General features: G+C 65.4%; 16 protein-coding genes, 1 tRNA gene and 1 pseudogene. 15 read left to right on the top strand and 3 right to left on the bottom strand.

The features are described from left to right. The first annotated feature begins 154 nt into the window (after positions 1 to 154). From THITH_RS19545 to THITH_RS09380, 3 genes are all read left to right on the top strand, one after another. On the top strand, positions 155 to 277 hold the full coding sequence (locus THITH_RS19545; protein ID WP_006747315.1) for a hypothetical protein: 123 nt from the start codon (positions 155 to 157) through the stop codon (positions 275 to 277). Between the two features lie 150 nt (positions 278 to 427). Continuing rightward, positions 428 to 1,585 (top strand): ChaN family lipoprotein, encoded by a 1,158-nt coding sequence (locus tag THITH_RS09375; protein WP_006747314.1) that lies wholly within the window; start codon positions 428 to 430, stop codon positions 1,583 to 1,585. Positions 1,586 to 1,772: 187 nt separating this feature from the next. Further along, on the top strand, positions 1,773 to 3,725 hold the full coding sequence (locus tag THITH_RS09380; protein ID WP_006747312.1) for a M1 family metallopeptidase: 1,953 nt from the start codon (positions 1,773 to 1,775) through the stop codon (positions 3,723 to 3,725). 103 nt (positions 3,726 to 3,828) lie between these two features. On the opposite strand, the gene THITH_RS09385 is transcribed toward THITH_RS09380, so the two are convergent. After that, the gene (locus THITH_RS09385) at positions 3,829 to 4,776 is read right to left on the bottom strand and encodes a COG3904 family protein (RefSeq protein WP_006747311.1); all 948 of its coding nucleotides are present in this window, start codon (positions 4,774 to 4,776) and stop codon (positions 3,829 to 3,831) included. Between the two features lie 209 nt (positions 4,777 to 4,985). Between THITH_RS09385 and THITH_RS09390 the strand changes: the two genes are divergently transcribed. The 10 genes from THITH_RS09390 (at position 4,986) to THITH_RS17915 (ending at position 12,940) form a co-directional block, all read left to right on the top strand. Continuing rightward, a complete protein-coding gene (locus THITH_RS09390; protein ID WP_006747310.1) occupies positions 4,986 to 5,663 on the top strand; it encodes a cysteine hydrolase family protein in 678 nt (225 codons plus the stop codon). A gap of 97 nt (positions 5,664 to 5,760) precedes the next feature. Further along, on the top strand, positions 5,761 to 7,059 hold the full coding sequence (locus THITH_RS09395; RefSeq protein ID WP_006747309.1) for a citrate synthase: 1,299 nt from the start codon (positions 5,761 to 5,763) through the stop codon (positions 7,057 to 7,059). A gap of 130 nt (positions 7,060 to 7,189) precedes the next feature. Next, positions 7,190 to 7,393, top strand: a complete 204-nt coding sequence (locus THITH_RS09400; protein WP_006747308.1) for a YgaP family membrane protein — start codon at positions 7,190 to 7,192, stop codon at positions 7,391 to 7,393. A 147-nt stretch (positions 7,394 to 7,540) separates the two neighbouring features. Beyond that, on the top strand, positions 7,541 to 8,263 hold the full coding sequence (locus THITH_RS09405) for an MBL fold metallo-hydrolase (RefSeq protein WP_006747307.1): 723 nt from the start codon (positions 7,541 to 7,543) through the stop codon (positions 8,261 to 8,263). 64 nt (positions 8,264 to 8,327) lie between these two features. Further along, positions 8,328 to 8,404: transfer RNA gene (locus THITH_RS09410), tRNA-Arg, on the top strand. 464 nt (positions 8,405 to 8,868) lie between these two features. Then, positions 8,869 to 9,138 (top strand): nucleotidyltransferase family protein, encoded by a 270-nt coding sequence (locus THITH_RS09415; RefSeq protein WP_006747306.1) that lies wholly within the window; start codon positions 8,869 to 8,871, stop codon positions 9,136 to 9,138. Positions 9,139 to 9,274: 136 nt separating this feature from the next. After that, complete coding sequence (locus THITH_RS09420) at positions 9,275 to 9,835, top strand: Uma2 family endonuclease (protein ID WP_006747305.1); 561 nt, start codon at positions 9,275 to 9,277, stop codon at positions 9,833 to 9,835. 604 nt (positions 9,836 to 10,439) lie between these two features. Next, a complete protein-coding gene (locus THITH_RS09425; RefSeq protein ID WP_006747304.1) occupies positions 10,440 to 11,174 on the top strand; it encodes a glycosyltransferase family 2 protein in 735 nt (244 codons plus the stop codon). Positions 11,175 to 11,178: 4 nt separating this feature from the next. After that, positions 11,179 to 11,622, top strand: coding sequence for a DUF2304 domain-containing protein (locus tag THITH_RS09430; protein WP_006747303.1), 444 nt, complete (start codon positions 11,179 to 11,181; stop codon positions 11,620 to 11,622). Then, positions 11,606 to 12,940, top strand: a complete 1,335-nt coding sequence (locus THITH_RS17915; RefSeq protein WP_006747302.1) for a glycosyltransferase — start codon at positions 11,606 to 11,608, stop codon at positions 12,938 to 12,940. The genes THITH_RS09430 and THITH_RS17915 overlap by 17 nt, the downstream gene beginning before the upstream one ends. Positions 12,941 to 13,238: 298 nt before the next feature. On the opposite strand, the pseudogene THITH_RS09440 reads toward THITH_RS17915, so the two are convergent. Continuing rightward, a pseudogene (locus THITH_RS09440) lies at positions 13,239 to 13,682 on the bottom strand (REP-associated tyrosine transposase). 245 nt (positions 13,683 to 13,927) lie between these two features. On the opposite strand from THITH_RS09440, the gene THITH_RS09445 reads away from it, so the two are divergent. Then, complete coding sequence (locus THITH_RS09445; RefSeq protein ID WP_006747300.1) at positions 13,928 to 16,162, top strand: M12 family metallo-peptidase; 2,235 nt, start codon at positions 13,928 to 13,930, stop codon at positions 16,160 to 16,162. A gap of 139 nt (positions 16,163 to 16,301) precedes the next feature. Then, positions 16,302 to 19,187: a S8 family serine peptidase gene (locus tag THITH_RS17110; RefSeq protein WP_198019436.1), complete on the top strand. Its 2,886-nt coding sequence runs from the start codon at positions 16,302 to 16,304 to the stop codon at positions 19,185 to 19,187. 438 nt (positions 19,188 to 19,625) lie between these two features. Here THITH_RS17110 and THITH_RS18515 read toward each other — a convergent pair whose 3' ends face one another. Further along, positions 19,626 to 19,802 (bottom strand): hypothetical protein, encoded by a 177-nt coding sequence (locus THITH_RS18515; RefSeq protein ID WP_006747297.1) that lies wholly within the window; start codon positions 19,800 to 19,802, stop codon positions 19,626 to 19,628. Between the last annotated feature and the right edge of the window lie 124 nt (positions 19,803 to 19,926).

A 19,926-nucleotide genomic window follows, 5' to 3' on the forward strand; every position in this document is an offset into this window, starting at 1 on the left:
CAGTTCCGCTCCCCCGCGAACGCCTGCCCCCGGACCAACCGCCTGATGCTTCCTGGTCCGCACACCAAGCATCGCGGGGCGAAGAATCCCTTGCCGTTACTGTGACTACAAGCCTATCCTTTGCTTTGGTCAAGTGCCATCAAGGGGGAATTACATGGAATACGGTGATGTGATCGTTTACCTGACGATCGCGGCCCTGGGTGCCTCGGTGCTGGTCATCGTCGGGTTGCTGCTCTTTCTGGTCAAGAAAAGCATGGGAGGACCGCCCGGATCCTGAGACTTACCTCCGGTGCCGGCCGGTCAGGCCGGCATCGGTGCGCATTGCAGGCCTCGGCCGATCGCCAGAATCGAATGCCCGGGCATGGCCGATCGAACTTCCCTGCCTCGCGGCGACTCCCAAGGCCATGCCCGTGCCTGGAGCCACCCAATGACTCGCAGAATCCGCCGTGCCGGCCCTTTGTCGGCTCTCGTTGTTTTCGCGTTGCTCGCCGCGGGGCACGCGGCCGCCGGTTGTCCTGCTCCGGGGCAATGGCTCAATGGCGAGGGGGCACCGCTGGCCACCGATCGGCTGTTCCAGAATCTGGAAAGGTCCCGCGTCGTGCTGCTCGGCGAGACTCACGACCGGATGGAGCATCACCGCTGGCAACTGCATACGCTCGCGGGCTTGCACGCCCGCAGGCCCGGGATGGCGATCGGCCTGGAGATGCTGCCGCGCGAGGCGCAGCCGGCGCTCGATGCCTGGGTTGCCGGCGAACTGGACGAACCGAGCTTTCTGGAACAGAGCAACTGGCATCAAGCCTGGGGCTTCGATCCGCAGTTGTACCTGCCCATCCTGCATTTCGCACGTATGCACCAGGTGCCCCTGCTGGCGATCAACCTGGAACGCTCGCTGGTTCGGCGTCTGGCCTCCGACGGTTGGGACAGCGTTCCGACTGAAGAGCGTCACCGGGTTTCGCCGCCGGCGCCCGCTCCCGAAGCCTACCGCGACTATCTGGATACGGTGTTGAAGGATCACCCGGCCGGCGTCCTCGACGACCCGGACCTGGATCGCTTCGTTGCGGCCCAACTGGCATGGGACCGCGCGATGGCCTCTGGCCTCGCCGATGCGGCCGAGTACTATCCACTGGTCGTCGGACTGATGGGTTCCGGGCACCTGCAATTCCACCACGGCGTCCCCCACCAACTGGCGGATCTGGGGATCGGCCTCGAACACCAGCACACGCTGCTGCCCTGGGACAGCAACGAAGACTGTAGCGCACCAGAACCCGGCGTCGCCGACGCGATCTTCGGCGTTGCGGCGGGACCGCTGCACGAACCCCAGCCACCGCAGCTGCTCGGCGTCCGGATCGAATCGGACCCGGCCGGGATTCGCGTGCGCTCGGTACAGCCCGACTCGGTCGCCGACGCATCCGGACTGCAGGCAGACGACATCCTGACAGCCGCCGCGGGCGTTGACCTGGTACTCCCTGGAGATCTGGTCGCGATCGTCCGCCGCCACGCGCCTGGAACCATTCTTCCACTGACCGTGCTGCGCGACGGTGAAGCGCGCGAGGTGCTGGCCCGCTTCCCGGCACGAACGGACTGACGGACTGAAGGCATGTGCAGCCTTGCCCTGTTGCTGGCCGCGGTGCCGACCGACGCCGACGTCCTTGTGCGGCCCCGGAGGTGTACCGCCACCGCGCCGATGGCCTGCCCGCCGCACGCCGCTCCGGCGGCTCCGGGATCCTTTCACGACGGCGGAACGCACCGCCACACGCTCTGAGGTAACCGCAATGCGCCCAGACCAACTCGCGTGGCGGATACCGCACATTCTGCTCAGGGTACTGCCGGCGCTGCTCCTGCTGACATCGGCCGCATGGGCCGCCCCCCCAACACTGAGCCTGGATGTCCACCTGGATCCGGATCGCGGCACGATCGGCGGCGAACTGTCCGTCGACCTGCCGGCAGGCGACCACCGGTTCCGCCTCGCTGCGGGCCTGGAACCCACGCAGGCACGGATCGGCGACCATGACCCGCAGGCGATTCATGCGGCGGGCGATCGCTACCGGATCCACCTGCCGGAGGCCGGAACGCTTCAGCTGGCCTGGCAGGGCGAACTGCCGTCGGACACCCGCGGATTCCTGGCGCCCGACGGCGGGTTCCTGCCCCCGGATGCCGGCTGGTACCCGCGTTTCGATGGCCTGGAGGTGTTCCTCCTGCGCCTGCAGCTGCGTGTACCGGAGGGCCAACGTGCGGTCGCCACGGGTTCGCTGGTCGATGAGTCCCTGTCGCAGGCCGGCTACCGCTCGTCGGTCTACGAACATCCTCGAATCGACGCCATCGTGGTCGCCACCGGACCGTGGCAGGAGCGCCAGGTGGAGGCGAACGGCGTGCGCGTACGCACGCTGTTCCCCGAATCGCTCGACGAGGCCCATGCGTCGACCTACCTGGAGCACGCGGCAGAATACCTGGCGATGTTCAGCGAACGGGCCGGCCCCTACCCCTACCAGAGTTTCACGATCGCCGCGTCGCCGATGCCGGTCGGGTTCGCGTTTCCCGGGTTCACCCTGCTCGGCGAACGGGTGATCCCGCTGCCGTTCATTCCCCGGACGTCGCTGGCCCACGAACTGATGCACAGCTGGTGGGGCACGGGCGTGCGCGTCGATTACGCGACCGGGAACTGGTCGGAGGCGCTGACGACCTTCATGGCCGACTACCACCTGGACGAACTGCACGGCCGCGATCGCGAGACCCGCTACCGGTGGTTGCTGGATCTGGCCGCGCTGCCGCCGGAACTGGATCGACCGCTGGTATCGTTTCGGGGCGGCAATCAGGGTGCGGCCCGCATCGTGGGCTACAATCGCGGCGCGCTGATGTTCCACATGCTGCGCGAGGACATCGGCGCCGCGGACTTCGACGCCGGCGCGCGACTGCTGCGCGACCGCCATCTGTTCGACGAGGCCGGCTGGAACGACCTCGCGCGGGCGTTCAGCGACGCTGCGGGGCGCGACCTGCGCCCGTTCTTCACCACCTGGACCGGCCGGCCGGGCCTGCCGGAACTGGCTCTGCACTCGGTCTCGCAGGGCGAGGACGCCGACCAATGGACGCTGACCGGCGTCATCGAGCAGGTACAATCCGAGCCCCCCTGGCCCCTGCGGGTGCCGGTGGCGATCGACACGCGCGACGGCCCGCAACGTTCGCTGGTCACGCTGGACGAGCGCCAATCGACGTTCAGCATTGATCTGCCCGCACCGGCGACCGCGGTGACCGTCGACCCGGACTTCGAGCTGCTCCGGAGAGTATCGAATCCGCCGCCGATCCTGCGCACCGCGAGCCTGCATCCCGATACCCGTCTCATCGCCACCCAGGATGGCCTCGAACCCTTCGCCCGGGCGATCCTCGACCGAAGCCCGGAGCGGGCCGAGGCGTTCCAGGCGGATGCCCCGCTGCTGGTGATCGGCAGCACCCGGGACGTGGCCGACTGGATGACCCGAACCGGCATCCCGGAACCGGCGCCGGGGATCGCTCAACGCGGCCATGCCCGCATGTGGACCCTTCCCGATACGCGCACCGCGGTAGTCAGCGCCGACAATGCCACCGGCCTGCAGAACATCACCCGCATGCTTCGGCACCACGGCCACCGCAGTTTCCTGGTGCTCGACACCGACGGCCGCACGCAGGAGGCGGGGGTCTGGGAAACCGAGAGCGATCCGCTTCGCGCGAACCTGCCCTCGGTCGCTCCATAGCCCGCGCCGGCAGCATGGGACAGCTCGCCCGCCCCCGCCCTCCGGCAGCTGCTCCCGCCGCCTGACGTCCCGACGGTTTCGGCACAACGCCAGGTACGGCGCTTTACACGGATGGTTCGTGGGCGTTGCCCGAGCTGGGAGCGCGGCCGAACAGCAGTTCTTCCGAGCGCAGCACGTCGTGGATCACGCCAGCCTCGCGCAACTCCCGCTGCGTTGGATACCAGATCTCGTCGTGTCCGGCCTGGAACAGCCGGGCGAGAAATGCCGGCTGCACTCCTTGCCTGCGAAAGTGCTGGAGATCCCGCTGCTGTTCCAACCCCATGTCCGAAAACGCTCTCAGACCGCCGAATGGCACAGCGTATTGGTGAAAGCCGAGCCGGGCCTCGTCGGCCAGGTACCGCTTGTCGCCCGAGACAAATGCCGTGACGCAGGCGGAATGGCAGCCGTCGAAAGAATAGGTGTTCAGGCCGTGGCGCTCGATCACCTGACCGACACTGCGGCCAGCGGAGATCCACCCGCCCCGACTGTCCAGAATAATCCCCTGCACCTCCGGCTCGTTGCGCAATGCCCGCCTTAGTTGACGGGCCGCGTCGTACCCCAGGTAGCCCTCGAAATGGATCAGTTCGCCATCGCCGACCCGCGTGACCGTGAAACTGCCGTAACGGTCAGGACCGAACGCGATCGTCAGAATATCGCGATAGATCGGCGCAGCCAGCGCCATCGTCACCACGGTAGCGGTTACGCTCACCACCAGGATCACACGGGCAACCCGGCCCCAGGCCCGTCGGCGCAAGCCGGCCCGGTGCGGAGCGGCGGCCCGCCATACCCCGACGACCTGCCACGGGTAGACCAGTCCGTACACGAACGCCACATGCAGCACCGCCAGACGTGAGACCAGCCTGGGATCGCCGTCCAGGGCCATGGCTCCGAGCAACTGCTCGACCAGGGGCCGAGCCGAAAGCAGGAGCAGATTCAACCCCACAAAGTTGATCCAGAAAGCGACCGCGAGACCGAGCTCGCCGCGCCAGTGTCTGACGATGTATTGCACCATTGTGTCTCTTCCAACCCGGACCTGTGCCGCTACCGGTACCCGGCGCGGCGCCCGCGGCTGGCAGCGGCCGGCCAACGCCGGGCACCAGAAGGGGTCGTCGCGACGCGTTCGATCTTCCTTCAGGTTCCACCCGCGCGCAATTGTCCACGGGCATGCACCTGCATCAGACTGAAGCCCCGAGGCAGATGACAAGCGACGAGGGCCGCCCGATGAGCTGGAAGACCGACCACCGTTCCTTCTACTACGCGAACGACCCCGAACCCGAGGATCCGGTGCTGGAGCCCCAGGAGACTGCCTTGCTCTGCATCGACGTGCAGAACTACGGCTTGAAGCTCCCCGACGACCCGCGGGAACGCGCCCGGTGGGAGGCTTTCCACCGACGCATGCACGGAACCGTGCTGCCCACGCTCCGTGCGCTGCAGCAGGCCTTTCGCCGCCGGGGGCTCGACGTGCTCCATGCCCGCATCGCCTGCCTGCTCGAGGATGGCCGGGACCGGTCGCTGAGCCAGAAGATGCCCGGGTGGAACGACCTGCTGATGCCGCTGCACGCGGGCGAGTCGCAGATCGCCCCCGAGGTGGCACCGGCCCCGGGCGAGATCGTGGTCACCAAGACCACCGACAGCGCGCTGACCGGCACCAACCTTCGGCTGGTGCTGCACAACATGGGTATCCGCAACGTGGTCGTGGCCGGGATCTACACCGACCAATGCGTGTCGTCGACGGTGCGCAGCCTCGCCGACGAGAGCTTCAACGTGCTGCTGGTGGAGGACTGCTGTGCCGCCGGTACCGAGGCCCTGCACCGGCACGAACTCGAAGTGATCAACCGGATCTACTGCCACGTGATGTCGAGCCGAGAGCTGGCCGCCTACCTCGGGCTGGAAATCTGAAGCCCATCCGAAATGCAATGGTGCAGTGCACGCAGCAAGGCACTACACTGACCTGCAGCGACCCCGTCGGTCTCTGAAAGGACACGGAAGGAGCCCCATGACAGCGAAAACCGTAACGCTTACCGACAACAGCACCGGCAAGACCATCGAATTGCCGGTGCACGAAGGCAGCCACGGACCCGACTGCATCGACATCCGTACCCTGTACAAGGAGCTCGGCTACTTCACCTATGACCCGGGGTACCTGTCCACGGCCAGCTGCAGCAGCGGCGTAACCTTCATCGACGGCGACCAGGGCACCCTGCTCTACCGCGGCTACCCGATCGAACAGTTGGCGGAACAGAGCACTTACCTTGAAGTCTGCTATCTGCTGCTGAACGGCGAACTGCCCAGCTCCGACGAACTGCACCAGTTCTCGCGGATCATCAAGGAACATTCGATGCTGCACGAGGCAGTGCGCGGCTTCTACGACGGCTTCCGGCACGATGCGCACCCGATGGCGATCATGGTCGGCGTCGTCGGCGCACTGTCCGCCTTCTACCACGACGCCACCGACGTGCATAACCCGGAACACCGCAAGATCTCGGCGCACCGGCTGATCTCGAAGATGCCCACCATTGCCGCCTGGTCGTACAAGTACGCGAACGGGCAGCCGTTCATGTACCCGAAGAACCGTCTGTCGTACACCGAGAATTTCCTGGCGATGATGTTCGGCGTACCCACCGGCACCTACGAACCGAACCCGACGTTCGTGCGCGCTTTGGACTTGATCCTGATCCTGCACGCCGACCACGAACAGAACGCGTCGACGTCGACGGTTCGGCTCTCGGGCAGCTCCGAGGCCAACCCGTTCGCTGCGATCTCCGCCGGCATCGCCTCGCTGTGGGGCCCGCTGCACGGCGGCGCGAACGAGAAGGTCGTGATCATGCTCGAGGACATCGTGCACAGCGGCAAGAAGGTCGAGGAATTCGTCGCCCGCGCGAAGGACAAGAACGACCCGTTCCGGCTGATGGGCTTCGGCCACCGCGTGTACAAGAACTACGACCCGCGCGCGAAGATCATCCGCGAGATGTGCCACAAGCTGCTGGCCGAGATGGGCGGCGAGAACGAACCGCTTTTCGAGGTAGCGCTGAAGCTCGAGAAGATCGCGACCGAGGACGAGTACTTCATCGAGCGCAAGCTGTATCCGAACGTCGACTTCTACTCGGGCATCATCCTGCGCGCGATGGGCATCCCGCTGAACATGTTCACGGTGATCTTCGCGCTGGCCCGCACCGTCGGTTGGATCTCGCACTGGAACGAGATGATGCAGGATCCGGAATCGCGGATCGGACGCCCGCGGCAGCTCTACACCGGGTACCAGGCGCGCGACTACGTGCCGATCGAAACCCGCTGAACAACCGCAGGCGGCCCGTGGCCCGTCGACGACTACACGCGCCGGTCATTCACCCGAAACATGTGCCTTCTTGCGCCGCACAACACGCTTGCGTAGATTAGATGCATCTAATATTGATCAGGAGAAACCCATGCGCATCGACCAACTCGTTCTCGCCGTCGCCGGCACCGTCGTCCTGCTGAGCGCCCTGCTGGCCTGGCTGTTCAGCCCGGCCTGGCTGCTGCTGACCGCCTTCGTCGGCCTCAACCTGCTGCAGTCGGCCTTCACCGGCTTCTGCCCGCTGGCGCTGATCCTGAAGAAGATGGGCGTGAGCCCCGGCCAGGCGTTCAGCTAGGATACACCCCGGCACGACACCGGCCTGTTCCAATGGGCCGGTGTCGGTACGCCCCAAGCCCCGCGACTCGCGGATGTATTGCATCCGCCAACCGCTTTGCGCGACCCTCCAGGTTCCGAAGCATCGAGCCGCCGGAGCCCAGCCGCGATGAACCCCACGCGCCCTGACCTGCCCTACCGCATCCACGCCCTCGAACTGGGGCCGATGGAAAACTTCATCTACGTGATCGAGGACATCGCCAGTGGCCGGGCCGCAATCGTCGACCCCGCCTGGGAACCCGAGGCGATCGTGGCACTGGCCGAAAGCAAGGGCCTGCAGATCAGCGACCTGCTGCTGACCCACAGCCACCACGACCACATCAACGGCATCGAGCGGGTGCTCGAATCCGCGCCGAACGCCCGACTGCACCTGCTGAAGCCCGAGGCCGACTTCTGGGGCCGGGATCTGGCCCGCCCCGAACTGCACCACGGCGGCGACGTGCTCCGGCTCGGCGACACCGAGATCCGGATCCTGCACACCCCCGGCCACACCCCGGGCTCCGCCTGTTACCACCTGCCGGCCGGCGACGACCTGATCACCGGCGACACGCTGTTCGTTTTCGGCTGCGGACGCTGCGACCTGGCCGGCGGAGACCCGGAGCAGATGTTCCACACGCTGAACGACCTGCGCAGCGGACTGCCCCGGCACACCTGCATCCACCCCGGGCACAACTACGCCGAAAAGCCCACCTCGACCCTCGACGAACAGGCCAAGGGCAACCCCTTCCTGCACTTCCAGGACGTCGCGAAGTTCGTGCACTACCGCATGCACGAGCACGACCGTGTACGCAGCTCCCCATACGGTCCGATCCCGAAACCGGGAAGCGCTTGAACCACCCCCGGTTCGGGGGCTTGCATCCCCGGCCGCAGACCGAGATAATGCGCGCCTGCCCTACGCGCCCGTAGCTCAGTTGGATAGAGTACCTGGCTACGAACCAGGTGGTCGGAGGTTCGAATCCTTCCGGGCGCGCCATAAAACACGAGAAGGACCAGAGGCTTACAGCCCCTGGTCCTTTTTTCGTTTATGTCCTCGAAACGCTCCGTGACCATTTCGTGACCGTCATTCATGGCAGTGCGGCCAGCAATGCCTGAAATGACCTTCTGGCTCCGAGCCACCTTCGTCCCCCTCCCGCATTCATCTTCCGGTCCGGCGCCAAGGTTGCGTATTCCGGATCAACGTGACCGCTCATTCCGTCGGAACGTGACCGGCGATTCCAGCGCTGCAGACGTGCTCAGGGCGGCGACCGCTGGCGCAGGGTGGTCCGGAGGAAGTCGCGGCGCATGAACGGACGGGCCGAAGAGACCGAAAGGACGGTGTCTTGTTCGAGCGAAATCACCTGAGTCTCTGACCTGAAGGCGGCGAACGACGAGGGGCAATGGCATGATCCGCGCACGGGCATCGTCAGACGACCCGAAACGATATTGGGGCGCGACAGCATGAAACCGTCCATCGCATTGCGGAGGCACCGGGAGGCGATCCGGCAGATCGTCGCCCGTCACCACGCCCGCAATCCCCGGGTGTTCGGCTCGGTACTGCTGGGGGAAGACATCGAAGCAAGCGATCTGGATATCCTCGCCGATCCCACCGAGGAAACCTCGCTGTTCGACATCGGCGCGATCCGTGTCGAACTGAGCGACTTGCTGGGTGTCGCGGTGGATGTACTCACGCCCGATGCCCTCCCGACCGGTAGAGAGACGACGTGTTGACCCGGGTACATGCGGTATGACCCGGCGCAAGGCGCCGGACCTGTGGGGTTGCTTGTGCCCCTGCGCCGCGATTGTCGCGACCTGGCGCGCAGGGTAGGCTTGCAGGAAGATGCCCAACCCGCAGGAGTTCGTCGCGATGAACGCCCCCGCAATGCGCACTGCAACCTACGAGGACCTGCTGCAAGTGCCGGAGAACCTGGTTGCGGAAATCATCCATGGGCAGCTGGTCACACATCCGCGCCCGTCGCCGCGCCATGCAATGGCGAGCTCCGCGCTGGGCGATGAACTCGTCAGCCCCTTTGGCAAGGGTCGCGGCGGCCCCGGTGGCTGGTGGATTCTGGACGAACCCGAATTGCATCTTGGGCCAGATGTATTGGTTCCGGACCTCGCGGGCTGGCGCCGCGAGCGCCTGCCTTCCCTTCCGGAGACGGCCTGGTTCGAACTGGCGCCCGACTGGATCTGCGAGGTGCTCTTGCCATCGACGGCGCGCACCGACCGGGCGGAGAAACTGCCGATCTATGCCGCCACCGGGGTGCCCCACGTCTGGTTGATCGATCCCGACCTGCGCACGCTCGAGGCCTTCGAGAATCTCGATGGCCGCTGGCTGCTCCTCGGCGTGCACGAAAACGACAATCCCATTCAGCTCCCCCCGTTCGACGCAATCAGCTTCCCACTCGACGCACTCTGGGCCGACTGACCAGAAGCGGGCCAGCATCCACCCGGGATTCTTCGCCAGCCTCATCCGGTCGCCACATCAGCACCACGGCTTCCGGGAGAATCCGGGACAGGACGGTGCCAGATACTCGTGGATCCGTCGGCGCCCGTGACACGAGCTGCGAACCGTACTACCATTCGCGCATCCCCCGTGACAGCCGGAGGCGGCGCCAACAGGCCCTAACTGTTACGCGCGATATCGGCTCTTCTTTGTTTCTAAGTTCTGTGGGAAAAATGAACCCCGGATGAGCCCGATCGATATCATGTTAGTTTGGTTCTTGCCCTGGGACTATTTCTGCTTACGAGCCAATGAATACTTTCGGGCGCACCACCCCTTGCCCAGGACGAAAAGTGCGATACCCGATCTCACTGATCCGCACCATGGGTGAAGCTCGTGCCCCCCGTTGGCTGCATCTGTCGACCAACCAGTGTGTTCTGCACGGTCCGTCGTATTTATCTGTGGGGGCGCGTTGCACAACCCCGCCGTTCAAGACTCTTCGTGTGATACGCGGCCTACGTTGGCCCGCGAAGCCGCAGCCGCAACGACACTGTCCGCAGCCGACACCGGGGCTGACCAGGGAGCGCCCATGAACCGCGACGCGGCCGATGCGGCGATCATGATCGTCATCCCGGCTCTCAACGAGCAAACCTCACTGGGTACCGTGGTACGGGCCGCCAGGCAAAGCTTTCCCCACGTGGTGGTGGTCGACGATTTCAGCTCTGACGCAACACGTGCTGCCGGCCTCCAAGCCGGGGCCCAGGTACTGTCGTTGGCCGCCCGCCTGGGGGCCTGGGGGGCCACGCAGACTGGCCTGCGGTATGCGCTGTTGCAGGGAGCCGATACCGTCGTCACCCTCGATGCGGACGGGCAGCACGAACCCGCCCTCATACGTGAACTGCTTGCACCCCTGCACAATGGCGAGGCGGATGTCGTCATCGGCTCGTGCCCGTTGCGAGTGAGCCCCCTGCGACGACTCGCGTGGGCGTATTTCCGCCGACTGACCGGCCTCCGACTGGAAGACCTCACCTCGGGCTTCCGGGCATACAACCGCCGGGCGATCGAGGTGCTGACGTCACCGCAAGCGACTCTGCTCGACTACCAGGACGTTGGTGTCTTGATGCTGATGCGTTCGAAGTCGTTGCGGGTGCGTGAGGTGAACATTCCCATCACCCACCGCCGCGACGGCATATCGCGCGTGTTCTCGTCCTGGTGGATGGTGTTCCGATATATGGTCCACACCACCGTGCTCTGCCTCGCCAACCTGAGCGGCTCTAGAGCAAACCAAGGCCCAACCCTTCGAGCCACCGACAGAGCCCGATGAAGCTGTGATTCCTTATCAATGGACGAGCGCAGCGATTGGGCTGCTCATTGCAGGGGCCATCCTGTACCTGGTGCGCCGCGACCACTTGCATGGCCCCTACGCCGTCTGGTGGCTCGCGGCCTCGGTCGTGATCGTCCTGGTGGGCCTTTTCCCGCAGGCGGTCAACCTGGTCGCCCACGGCCTGGGCATTTCCTACCCACCGATTCTGCCGGTATTCCTTGGCATGGGGCTCATCCTGATCAAGATGCTGACACAGGATTTAGAGCGCTCACGCCAGGAACTACACCTTCGACGACTGACACAGCGGATCGCCATACTTGAAGCGCTGATGGACGAGCGAGGAATTCCCGCACCGCAATCCGTTGCGCACCGGCCGCATCGGCTGCCGTCCAACGACCACGTCCAAAGCGACGAACCCGATTACTCCGATCATGGCCAGCGAGAGTAAGCGCTGCGGCCCACCGGGCGAACGTTCACGGCCACCCCGCGTTCTCCACATCGGCAAGTTCTTTCCCCCGGTTTGGGGCGGGATCGAGACCTACCTTTCGGATCTGCTGGGTGCGGCCAGCGCAACGGGGGCCGAGGTTTCCGCCGTGGTGCACCTGCCGCATGGAGGGGCAATCCCCAACGCAACCTCTTCTGAACACGCACCAGACGACGGCCGCCCAGCCATGGCACCTCGCGACCACCGGTCTTCGTCGGGAAGCCTCCAACCAATACCGCCGGCCCTGCCTCCCAAGCCCTACCCCCTGTACACCGCGCGAAGTTACGGGCAACTCCTCTACGCACCGATCAGTCCCGGCTTTCCGCTCGCCCTGTCCCGCGCCATCCGTTCGTTCCGTCCGGACCTACTGCATTTCCACCTGCCGAACACGTCGGCCTTCGCCGCTCTGGCGTTACCGTCGGCACGCCGCCTACCCTGGGTGATCCACTGGCACGCGGATGTCGACCCCGCCGCCCTTGATTGGCGTATCCGCTGGGCCTACCGAGGTTATCGCCCCCTCGAGCAAGCGATGTTGCGACGCGGCGCGGTCACCATCGCCACGTCGCCATCCTATCGGGATGCGAGTGCCGCGCTCCAACCGTGGCGTGATCGCTGCTCCACGCTCCCGCTCGGCGTTGCACCCGAACGGCTTACCCAGCCAACGCGGGCCGCGACCGAGGCAGCCACGGCGCGCTGGCCAGGCACGGGTCTGCTGAAGGTCCTGGCCGTCGGCCGACTCACCTATTACAAGGGCTTCGACGTGCTGATCGAGGCGGTGAACCGCAGCCCCCACGCCGGTCTGTTGATTGTGGGCGATGGCACGGCCCGAACCACCCTGGCGGAAAAAATCTCACGGCACCGTCTCACCGCGCGGGTGCAGCTCCTCGGGTCGGTCAGCACCGCAACGCTGCGGGCGTTGATGTGCGCCTGCGACGTGGTGTGTCTTCCATCCCTGGACCGCAGCGAAGCCTTTGGCTTGGTCCTGGTGGAAGCCATGCGCTACGCCCGCCCGGTGATCGCATCGGACATCCCCGGTTCCGGTGTCGGCTGGGTGGTGCGCGAAGGCGGCCACGGGCTGCTCGTGCCGCCCGGTGACCCTGCAGCCCTTGCGCAGGCGCTGCAACGAATGGCCGATGACCACGACCTGCGCAGCCGATTGGCCAACGAGGGCGCAAAGCGGTTCGCGTCGCACTTCGACATCACCCGCCAGATCCCGGAGCTATATCGCCTCTACCAGCGAGTGCTGCATCCCGACGCTCTGCACGCCACCCAGAGCCCGTGACACGACGCGTGGGCATGCACCACCGTTAGGAGGCGAGCCCCCTCGCCGATCACCGGCGCCGGGGCAAACCCCGATCGGCCAGAGGCTGGCCTCCTACACCACACCCCGCCCTGCCCCCCGTAGGAGGCGAGCCCCCTCGCCGATCACCGGCGCCAGGGCAAACCCCATCGGCCAGAGGCTGGCCTCCTACACCATACCCCGCCCCGGTTTTGTAGGAGGCGAGCCCCCTCGCCGATGACCAGCGCCGGGGCAACCCCCATCGGCCAGAGGCTGGCCTCCTACACGGGAGGCGGGGCGGTTACAACCATATGGCGTCCCAATGCGGATAATCGCCGACGCGTTGCACGAGGCCGGCACGAACCGGATTCGCCACCACATAGCGCGCCACCGTGGCCAGGTCTTCCTCCCGGCGCAACGCATGATCGTGGAAACCGGCCTGCCAGATGGTTCGGCCCAGCTCGTGGGCGGTGACTGCCTTGACCGCACGCACCACCACCGATAACGACCGCCGTTCGCCCAATTCCAGCAGCCAATGCAGGTGATCCGGCATTACGACGAACGCCAGCGTGCTCGCACGTTCGAGTTCTTGCTCACGCCGCAACGCACGCACCAGCACACGGGCGGCGGCAAGTTCGGCGAACACCGGGTGGCGGCCGGTTGTCACCGAGGTCACGAGTTAAATGCGCCCGGGCTCGGAATAGCGTCCGCGCCGCAACGCGCTGGCGTGCGGTTTGCCATCCATGGCTTGCTCCGTGGGTCATCGGGGGCGCCGGGGTTGTTTTACCTCGTTTTGAGGGAATCGGCCAGGGGCTGGCCTCCTACGTCACATCATAGCCCCCCGCAGGAGGCGAGCCCTCTCGCCGATCCGGCGGCGGGGAAACCCGATCGGCCAGGGGCTGGCCTCCTACGGGGTGGGGCGCGGCGCGGGTGCTTTTCTCTGCCGATGTACGTGGCTATTCTGGGGACGGTGCGCTGGACGCGGGGTGGATGATGTTTCGTGGTGGGCTGTATTGTGGGGTGAAGCGGGCGCTTTCCGGGTTGTTCACCACGTTATTGCTGGTCGGCGCGGCTGCCGCCAGCGCGTTCGACCGCGTGGAAATCGAAAACCACCGAGCTGAACTGGACCGGCTGTTGAGCGAATCGGCCCCGAGCTGGCGGCTGCGGCAAATCGAAATCGAAGGGCGCGGTACCTTTGATTTCGATTTGCGGTCCGTCGACGTGTTCGCACCGGACGCTCGGGTTGTGATCGACAACGGTACTCCCTTGCCTCATGCGTCGCTCAACCGCACGCGCCACCTACGTGGCCGGGTGCGTGGAATTGAAGGTTCCCTGGTCACTGTCAGCGTGGCCCCGGATGGCAGAATCACCGGACTTCTCAATGATGGGGAGGTAACCTGGGAACTGCAACGCCGCCCCTGGGACGAAGCGCTCGAAGCGACGCGGCTGGACGTGGAGAGTGTTCCCGCCGAGCCATTCCGATGTCAGGCGGATCGGCTGGTGCAACCCACGCTGCTCAGGGAACGCCAACTCCAGGACTTCCAGCACCCTCGTCAGCTGCCGGTTCCCGCCGCGCTCCCGGAAGGGCAGCTCTACGAGGTAACCGTCGCGCTCGAGACCGACCATGAGCTTTACGCTCAGTTCGGGGACACGGAGTCGACGCTGACATATATCGCTAATCTGTTCAATTACGTGGGCGGGATTTACGAACAGGAAATGCAAACCCAGCTTCTGGTGGGTGATACTTTTCTGTGGACCACCGCGGCAAGCCAGCCTTGGGTAGAAAACGACGATACCGCGTGCCGGTTATACGAATTCGGGCGCTACTGGCGCGATTACCGGCAAAGCGTGGAACGGACGATCGCGCACTTCCTGAGCGGGCGGCCCTCTTGGGGTGGAATCGCCTGGCAGGATGTGCTGTGCCAAGGAACCTGGGAAATCAGCGCGCCCACCGGATGCGACTCGCTCGGTAATGTGCTTGTCGGCGGGGACTTCGGGGTTAGCGGGGGCCTGAACGGCACGATTTCGACTTCGGGCGGGATCGCCTGGGACGCGATAGTCGTGGCTCATGAGATCGGACACAATTTCAATTCCCCCCACACGCACTGCTATGGCGGCATTGATGACCATTCGAGTCCGGTCGACGCCTGTTATGCTGGCGAGCCCGACGATCCACCGTGGACCGGAACCTGCTGGTCCGACGCGGTCAGCCTACCGGGCATGGGCTCGCTGACAGGAGGCGTACCGGGCGAGCGGCAGGGAACCATCATGAGCTATTGCCAATTGCGTTCAGGGGGACTGGGTAATGTTGCCGGGACTCTTGGCCGCGACCACCCGTTCGGCGTTGCTGCGGATCGGGTCCCCAACCTCATGTTCAATACCGTCGCTGCAGCTGCCGCTGCCAATCCGGCCTGCATTCCGGTCGTGGGAAGCATTGTCAACCACAACCTGACGGTGTTCCGCGCGGGGGCCGGTACGGGCACGGTCACCAGCGACCCTGCTGGCATCGACTGCGGCACATCGTGCAGCACCGAGTTTTCCGAGGGCAGCCTAGTCATCCTGAGTGCAGTCGCTGAGCCGGGGTCCGATTTCGCGGGTTGGAGTGGCGAAGGCTGCAGCGGCACCGACACCTGTACGGTTACCATGAGCTCCGCACGCTCGGTGACAGCTACCTTCGAGATGCCCCCGATGGCGTTGTCCAACGGTGTTCCAGTCCACGAACTTGCCGGGGCTGAGGACAGCGAGCGCTTCTTCACCATCGAGGTGCCCGAGGGCGCCACCAACCTTGTGGTGACCACTGGGGGCGGAACTGGCGATGTGGATCTTTATCTACGTTTCGAGGCCGCACCGACGCTCGACGACCATGATTGCCAGTCCGTGCTGCCCGGGACCAATGAAACCTGTGATATCGCGGAACCCGACGCAGGCACTTACCACATCATGCTGCATGGCTGGAGCGCCTACTCCGGCGTGACCCTCGAAGCCAGTTTTGAGGTTCCGGGAACCTGCGGATACAACGACGACGTCGTGCTGAGCGACACCGTGCTTTCGGGGACACAGACGCACGGCGCGTGCCGCGTGCTCAGTGCCGGCCCGAGCTTGATTGTTGGAAACAGCGCCGATGTGACGTTCGTCGCTGGTGAAAGGGTCCTGCTGCGCCCCGGATTCGGGGTGGAGCCAGGCGCGAGGCTCAGAGCATTCATTGATCCGACGTTGCGGCCATAGTCCGCCAGTGCAGTCCGGCGTCGGCGGTAAAACCGTCGGGTCGCGACTCTAGCAAGACGCCGGGGGGAAAGAGAAAGATCTGCGTTCATCGTAATGGCGCGAAATGCTCGCATCGCGAATTGGACACGGATCGTTGTTTATGCCCGATGCGATGGGAAAGCTTCCGAAAGCCATCACGGATTTCGGATTCGCGCCATCAGAATCGCCGGGAGGGCTGCCCATGAGGCTTGAAGACATGTCTTGGCGATCACCGTTGCTGTCGATCGCCAATGCCAGATCCAGGGGTGGCGGAAGGTCTGTCTTCAGGATCATGTGGTGGCTCGTGGCTGCGCTGAGCTTGGCGCTTGGTCAGGCCCTTGCGGCAGAAACGGGACTTGGGGGCCTCTCTTCCAAGGCGCTGTCCCGGCTGGTCGACTCCAAGGCCGTGGCCCAACAATTGCGCGACCGGGGACATGTCCATTTGATCGTCGAGTTCGCACCGCCATCACTGCCGGCGCAGGTGCAGAGCGGCAGCGCCGAGGCTGATCAGATCATCAGAACGGCAGTGCGCCAGGCGCAGGATCGCATCCTTGGCCGCGCACGCACCAAGACCGATCCCGAGGATGTGCTGGCGATCCAGCGCATGACCTATTCGCCAATGTTCGCGCTGACCGCTGATGCCGAGTTGCTGCGTGCGCTGGCCGACGATACCGAGGTCGTGCGCATCCACATCAACGGCCTCAGCACCCCGGGTCTGATCCAGTCGTTGCCGCTGATCGGCATGCCGGCGGCCTATGCCGCCGGCGGCACCGGAACGGGGCAGGTAGTTGCGGTGCTGGATACCGGAGCCCGCCTCACGCATGAGCATCTGTCCACACGCATCGTCGAGGGTGCGTGCTACAACCGGGTCGGCTCGTGGGTGCCGTCCACCAGCCGCTGTCCGGGCGGGGCCGGGTCGGCCACGACACTCGAGTCGGGCGATGACTGCACCAGTTCCACCTGGTTGGGCTGCGGTCACGGAACGCATCTGGCCAGCACCGCGGCTGGCTTCGTGGCCAACCCCGGCTCAGGTGTTCCGCCGCACGGAGTGGCGCCCGACGCGCGGATCATGTCCACCAACGTCTTTTCGCTGTTCCATCAGGACACCGGTTACTGCGGCCGCCTACCGGGCGGATACACCCACTGCCTCTTGACCTGGCAGTCCGACCAGATCGCCGCGCTGGAACGGGTCTATGCGCGGCGCACTGCACGCGCTTTCGCCGCAGTGAACATGAGTCTTGGCGACGGACAGTATTTCTCGGCGTGCACTGCCGACCCGCGACGGTGGATCGTCCAGGAGCTGACTAATGTCGGCATTGCGGTCGTTGCCAGCGCCGGCAACGATGGCTCCAACTACTCAATCCGCGCACCGGCATGCATTCCCGAGGTGATCGCGGTCGGCAGCACCACCAAGTCGGATGAGCGCAGCTCGTTCTCGAACTGGGGCAGCCTGGTCGACATCGCAGCACCTGGCTCTTCGATCAACGCTGCCTTTATCAGCGGCACCTCCAACAGCCACTACGCCCATCTCTCGGGCACCTCGATGGCCGCGCCGCATGTCGCCGGCGCCTTTGCCTCGGTCCGCGCGGCTTATCCCACTGCCACCATTATCCAGATCCGCAACGCGCTGAGAGACACCGGAACCGCGATCAGCTCGGCCGGGAGCACGATCCCGCGGATCAATGTCGATGCGGCGATCGACTCGCTGAGCGCCAGCGCCTGTCCATACGACGATCATCTGACGCTCCAGAACACGAGTGTGACTAGCCCGGCGTTCTACGGCGCCTGTCGGACGATCACCGCCGGTCCTGCATTCGTCGTGACCGCCACCGGCGACGCGACCTTCCGGGCCGGGCAGAGGATCAGCTTGCGCCCCGGCTTCGCGGTTCGGGCCGGCGGCCGGTTCCGTGCCGAGATCGAGCCCGGTTTGGCTTCTCATCCCGAGGCTAGTGGGCAATCATCGATCCGAGTGAACCCGACCGACGGATCGGTGGCGGGTCTGGCACAAGCGTCCGAACAAGATCGTGCGGGAACGGGAACACTGAGCCGTATTTCCGTGGGGTCCGGCCGGTGGTGGGCACCCACGGTAGGGTACGCTCCCGAACGCGAAGGCCCCGAAACAACGCGGGCCTCGGAACCAGCCGGCACCTTGGACGGCGGTACTGCAAACTCCCCGGAACACGACGGCCCCACCCCCCGCGGCCTCACCGCGATGCCCGGCGATGGCTCGGTGGCGCTGCGCTGGGAGACCGTGTCGGAAGCCGACGGGTACCACGTGTACTGGTCGCAGGATCCCGGCATTCACCCGTTCACGGCCGCTTCTTACGAAGGTTTCCTGGGGAACGTGCCCGACGCACGAGCCATCGTCGCCGACCTGGAGAACGATCGCGAGTACGTTTTTGTGGTCACCGCCACCCGCGGCGGCCGCGAGAGTGCGGCCAGCATCGAAGTGGCCGCGATTCCGGAAGCAGGCCCGGTGCTGGTGGCCGGTCGCTACCGCCTGGATGCTCTCGACGCCCCCACCGTGGTGGATCTCGACACCGGGCTCGAATGGCGGCGCTGTGCGCTGGGCCAACAGTGGGATGGCGCTGCCTGCACCGGTTCCGCCGGTACCTACAGCCACGCTGAGGCCCAGCAGGCAACGGCCGCGTTCAACCGCTCGCGTGCGTCGGAAGAACCCGCATGGCGGCTGCCCGAGATCGGGGAGCTCCGGGGGCTCGTGTACTGCACCAGCGGCACTCCCGCGCACTTCCCCGATGGCACCGGGTGCTGGGGCAGCCATGGCATTCCGACACTGGAGCCCACGGTGTTCCCCACCAGCTCTACCGCCGGCGGCTGGTTCTGGTCGCGTTCCATCCACACTGATGGCCAGGCCTGGGGCGTGGACTTCAACCGCGGGCAGGCTCTCTCCTACCAGATGTCGGCCGGCAGCGGCGTAAGGTTGGTCCGGCCTTTGTCCATGTTGCCGCCAAGCCCGATTGCCACACCCGAAGAGCGAGGGGAATAGAGATTCTTGTCGTTGCGAAAGCGGCCCCACAACGCCCGCAAAATCAAGACGATCTGTGGTTCGCTCGGCCACACTGCTCCTCGCGATAACGACGAGATCAAAGTGTGCCGCGAGACACAAAGAACCAAGAAGGGGTTCCATATGCACCGGCAACAGCAACGTGCGATGGTCCACCTCGAGCCCGACCGACGGCCGGATGCGCAACGCCATTCCCAGGATGCCGCCGGTTGCCTGAGCCACGCGGTGCAGCGACGGCGGGTTGAACACGCGATCGAACGCCGGCAGAGCGTCGAGCAGGGAGAACCCCCCGTGCGCAAAGCCTTCGGGAATCATGCGCAGCGACAGAGGCCGCCCCAGCGCGCGAACCCCAAGGTCGGGAGGCAGATAACGAAGCCAGTCCCGCCACGCAAACGTTCCCGGGTCCCCGTGCACGGCGAATCATTGTAGCCAGCGCGCCCGGAGCAGGCTCTCGCGACGCCCTACCCCGTTCAGTCTGAACACCGCGTCCACGGTATGACCAGCCCGAATCAGCGTGCCGGCCAGTTCGCGCGAATACGTGGTGAGACCAGTGCCGTTCCGGATGCCCAGCGCAAAACCGTTGCCGGCGATTTTCAATGCGGTGCCCTCCCTGATTCTGCTGCGTTGGTCCGCGGCGCAAGGCGCCGACGCTATAAGCATCCGGACACCCGCCGAACGTCCGGCCAGCCCGGTTGAAAGACGGAGGTGCCGCGAAGATTGT

Source organism: Thioalkalivibrio paradoxus ARh 1 (assembly GCF_000227685.2).
Lineage (GTDB): Bacteria > Pseudomonadota > Gammaproteobacteria > Ectothiorhodospirales > Ectothiorhodospiraceae > Thioalkalivibrio > Thioalkalivibrio paradoxus.

Coding starts and splice junctions, on each gene's coding strand:
- THITH_RS19545 (WP_006747315.1), top strand. CDS start 155: ATGGAATACGGTGATGTGATCGTTTACCTGACGATCGCGGCCCTGGGT.
- THITH_RS09375 (WP_006747314.1), top strand. CDS start 428: ATGACTCGCAGAATCCGCCGTGCCGGCCCTTTGTCGGCTCTCGTTGTT.
- THITH_RS09380 (WP_006747312.1), top strand. CDS start 1,773: ATGCGCCCAGACCAACTCGCGTGGCGGATACCGCACATTCTGCTCAGG.
- THITH_RS09385 (WP_006747311.1), bottom strand. CDS start 4,776: ATGGTGCAATACATCGTCAGACACTGGCGCGGCGAGCTCGGTCTCGCG.
- THITH_RS09390 (WP_006747310.1), top strand. CDS start 4,986: ATGAGCTGGAAGACCGACCACCGTTCCTTCTACTACGCGAACGACCCC.
- THITH_RS09395 (WP_006747309.1), top strand. CDS start 5,761: ATGACAGCGAAAACCGTAACGCTTACCGACAACAGCACCGGCAAGACC.
- THITH_RS09400 (WP_006747308.1), top strand. CDS start 7,190: ATGCGCATCGACCAACTCGTTCTCGCCGTCGCCGGCACCGTCGTCCTG.
- THITH_RS09405 (WP_006747307.1), top strand. CDS start 7,541: ATGAACCCCACGCGCCCTGACCTGCCCTACCGCATCCACGCCCTCGAA.
- THITH_RS09415 (WP_006747306.1), top strand. CDS start 8,869: ATGAAACCGTCCATCGCATTGCGGAGGCACCGGGAGGCGATCCGGCAG.
- THITH_RS09420 (WP_006747305.1), top strand. CDS start 9,275: ATGAACGCCCCCGCAATGCGCACTGCAACCTACGAGGACCTGCTGCAA.
- THITH_RS09425 (WP_006747304.1), top strand. CDS start 10,440: ATGAACCGCGACGCGGCCGATGCGGCGATCATGATCGTCATCCCGGCT.
- THITH_RS17915 (WP_006747302.1), top strand. CDS start 11,606: ATGGCCAGCGAGAGTAAGCGCTGCGGCCCACCGGGCGAACGTTCACGG.
- THITH_RS09445 (WP_006747300.1), top strand. CDS start 13,928: ATGATGTTTCGTGGTGGGCTGTATTGTGGGGTGAAGCGGGCGCTTTCC.
- THITH_RS17110 (WP_198019436.1), top strand. CDS start 16,302: ATGCCCGATGCGATGGGAAAGCTTCCGAAAGCCATCACGGATTTCGGA.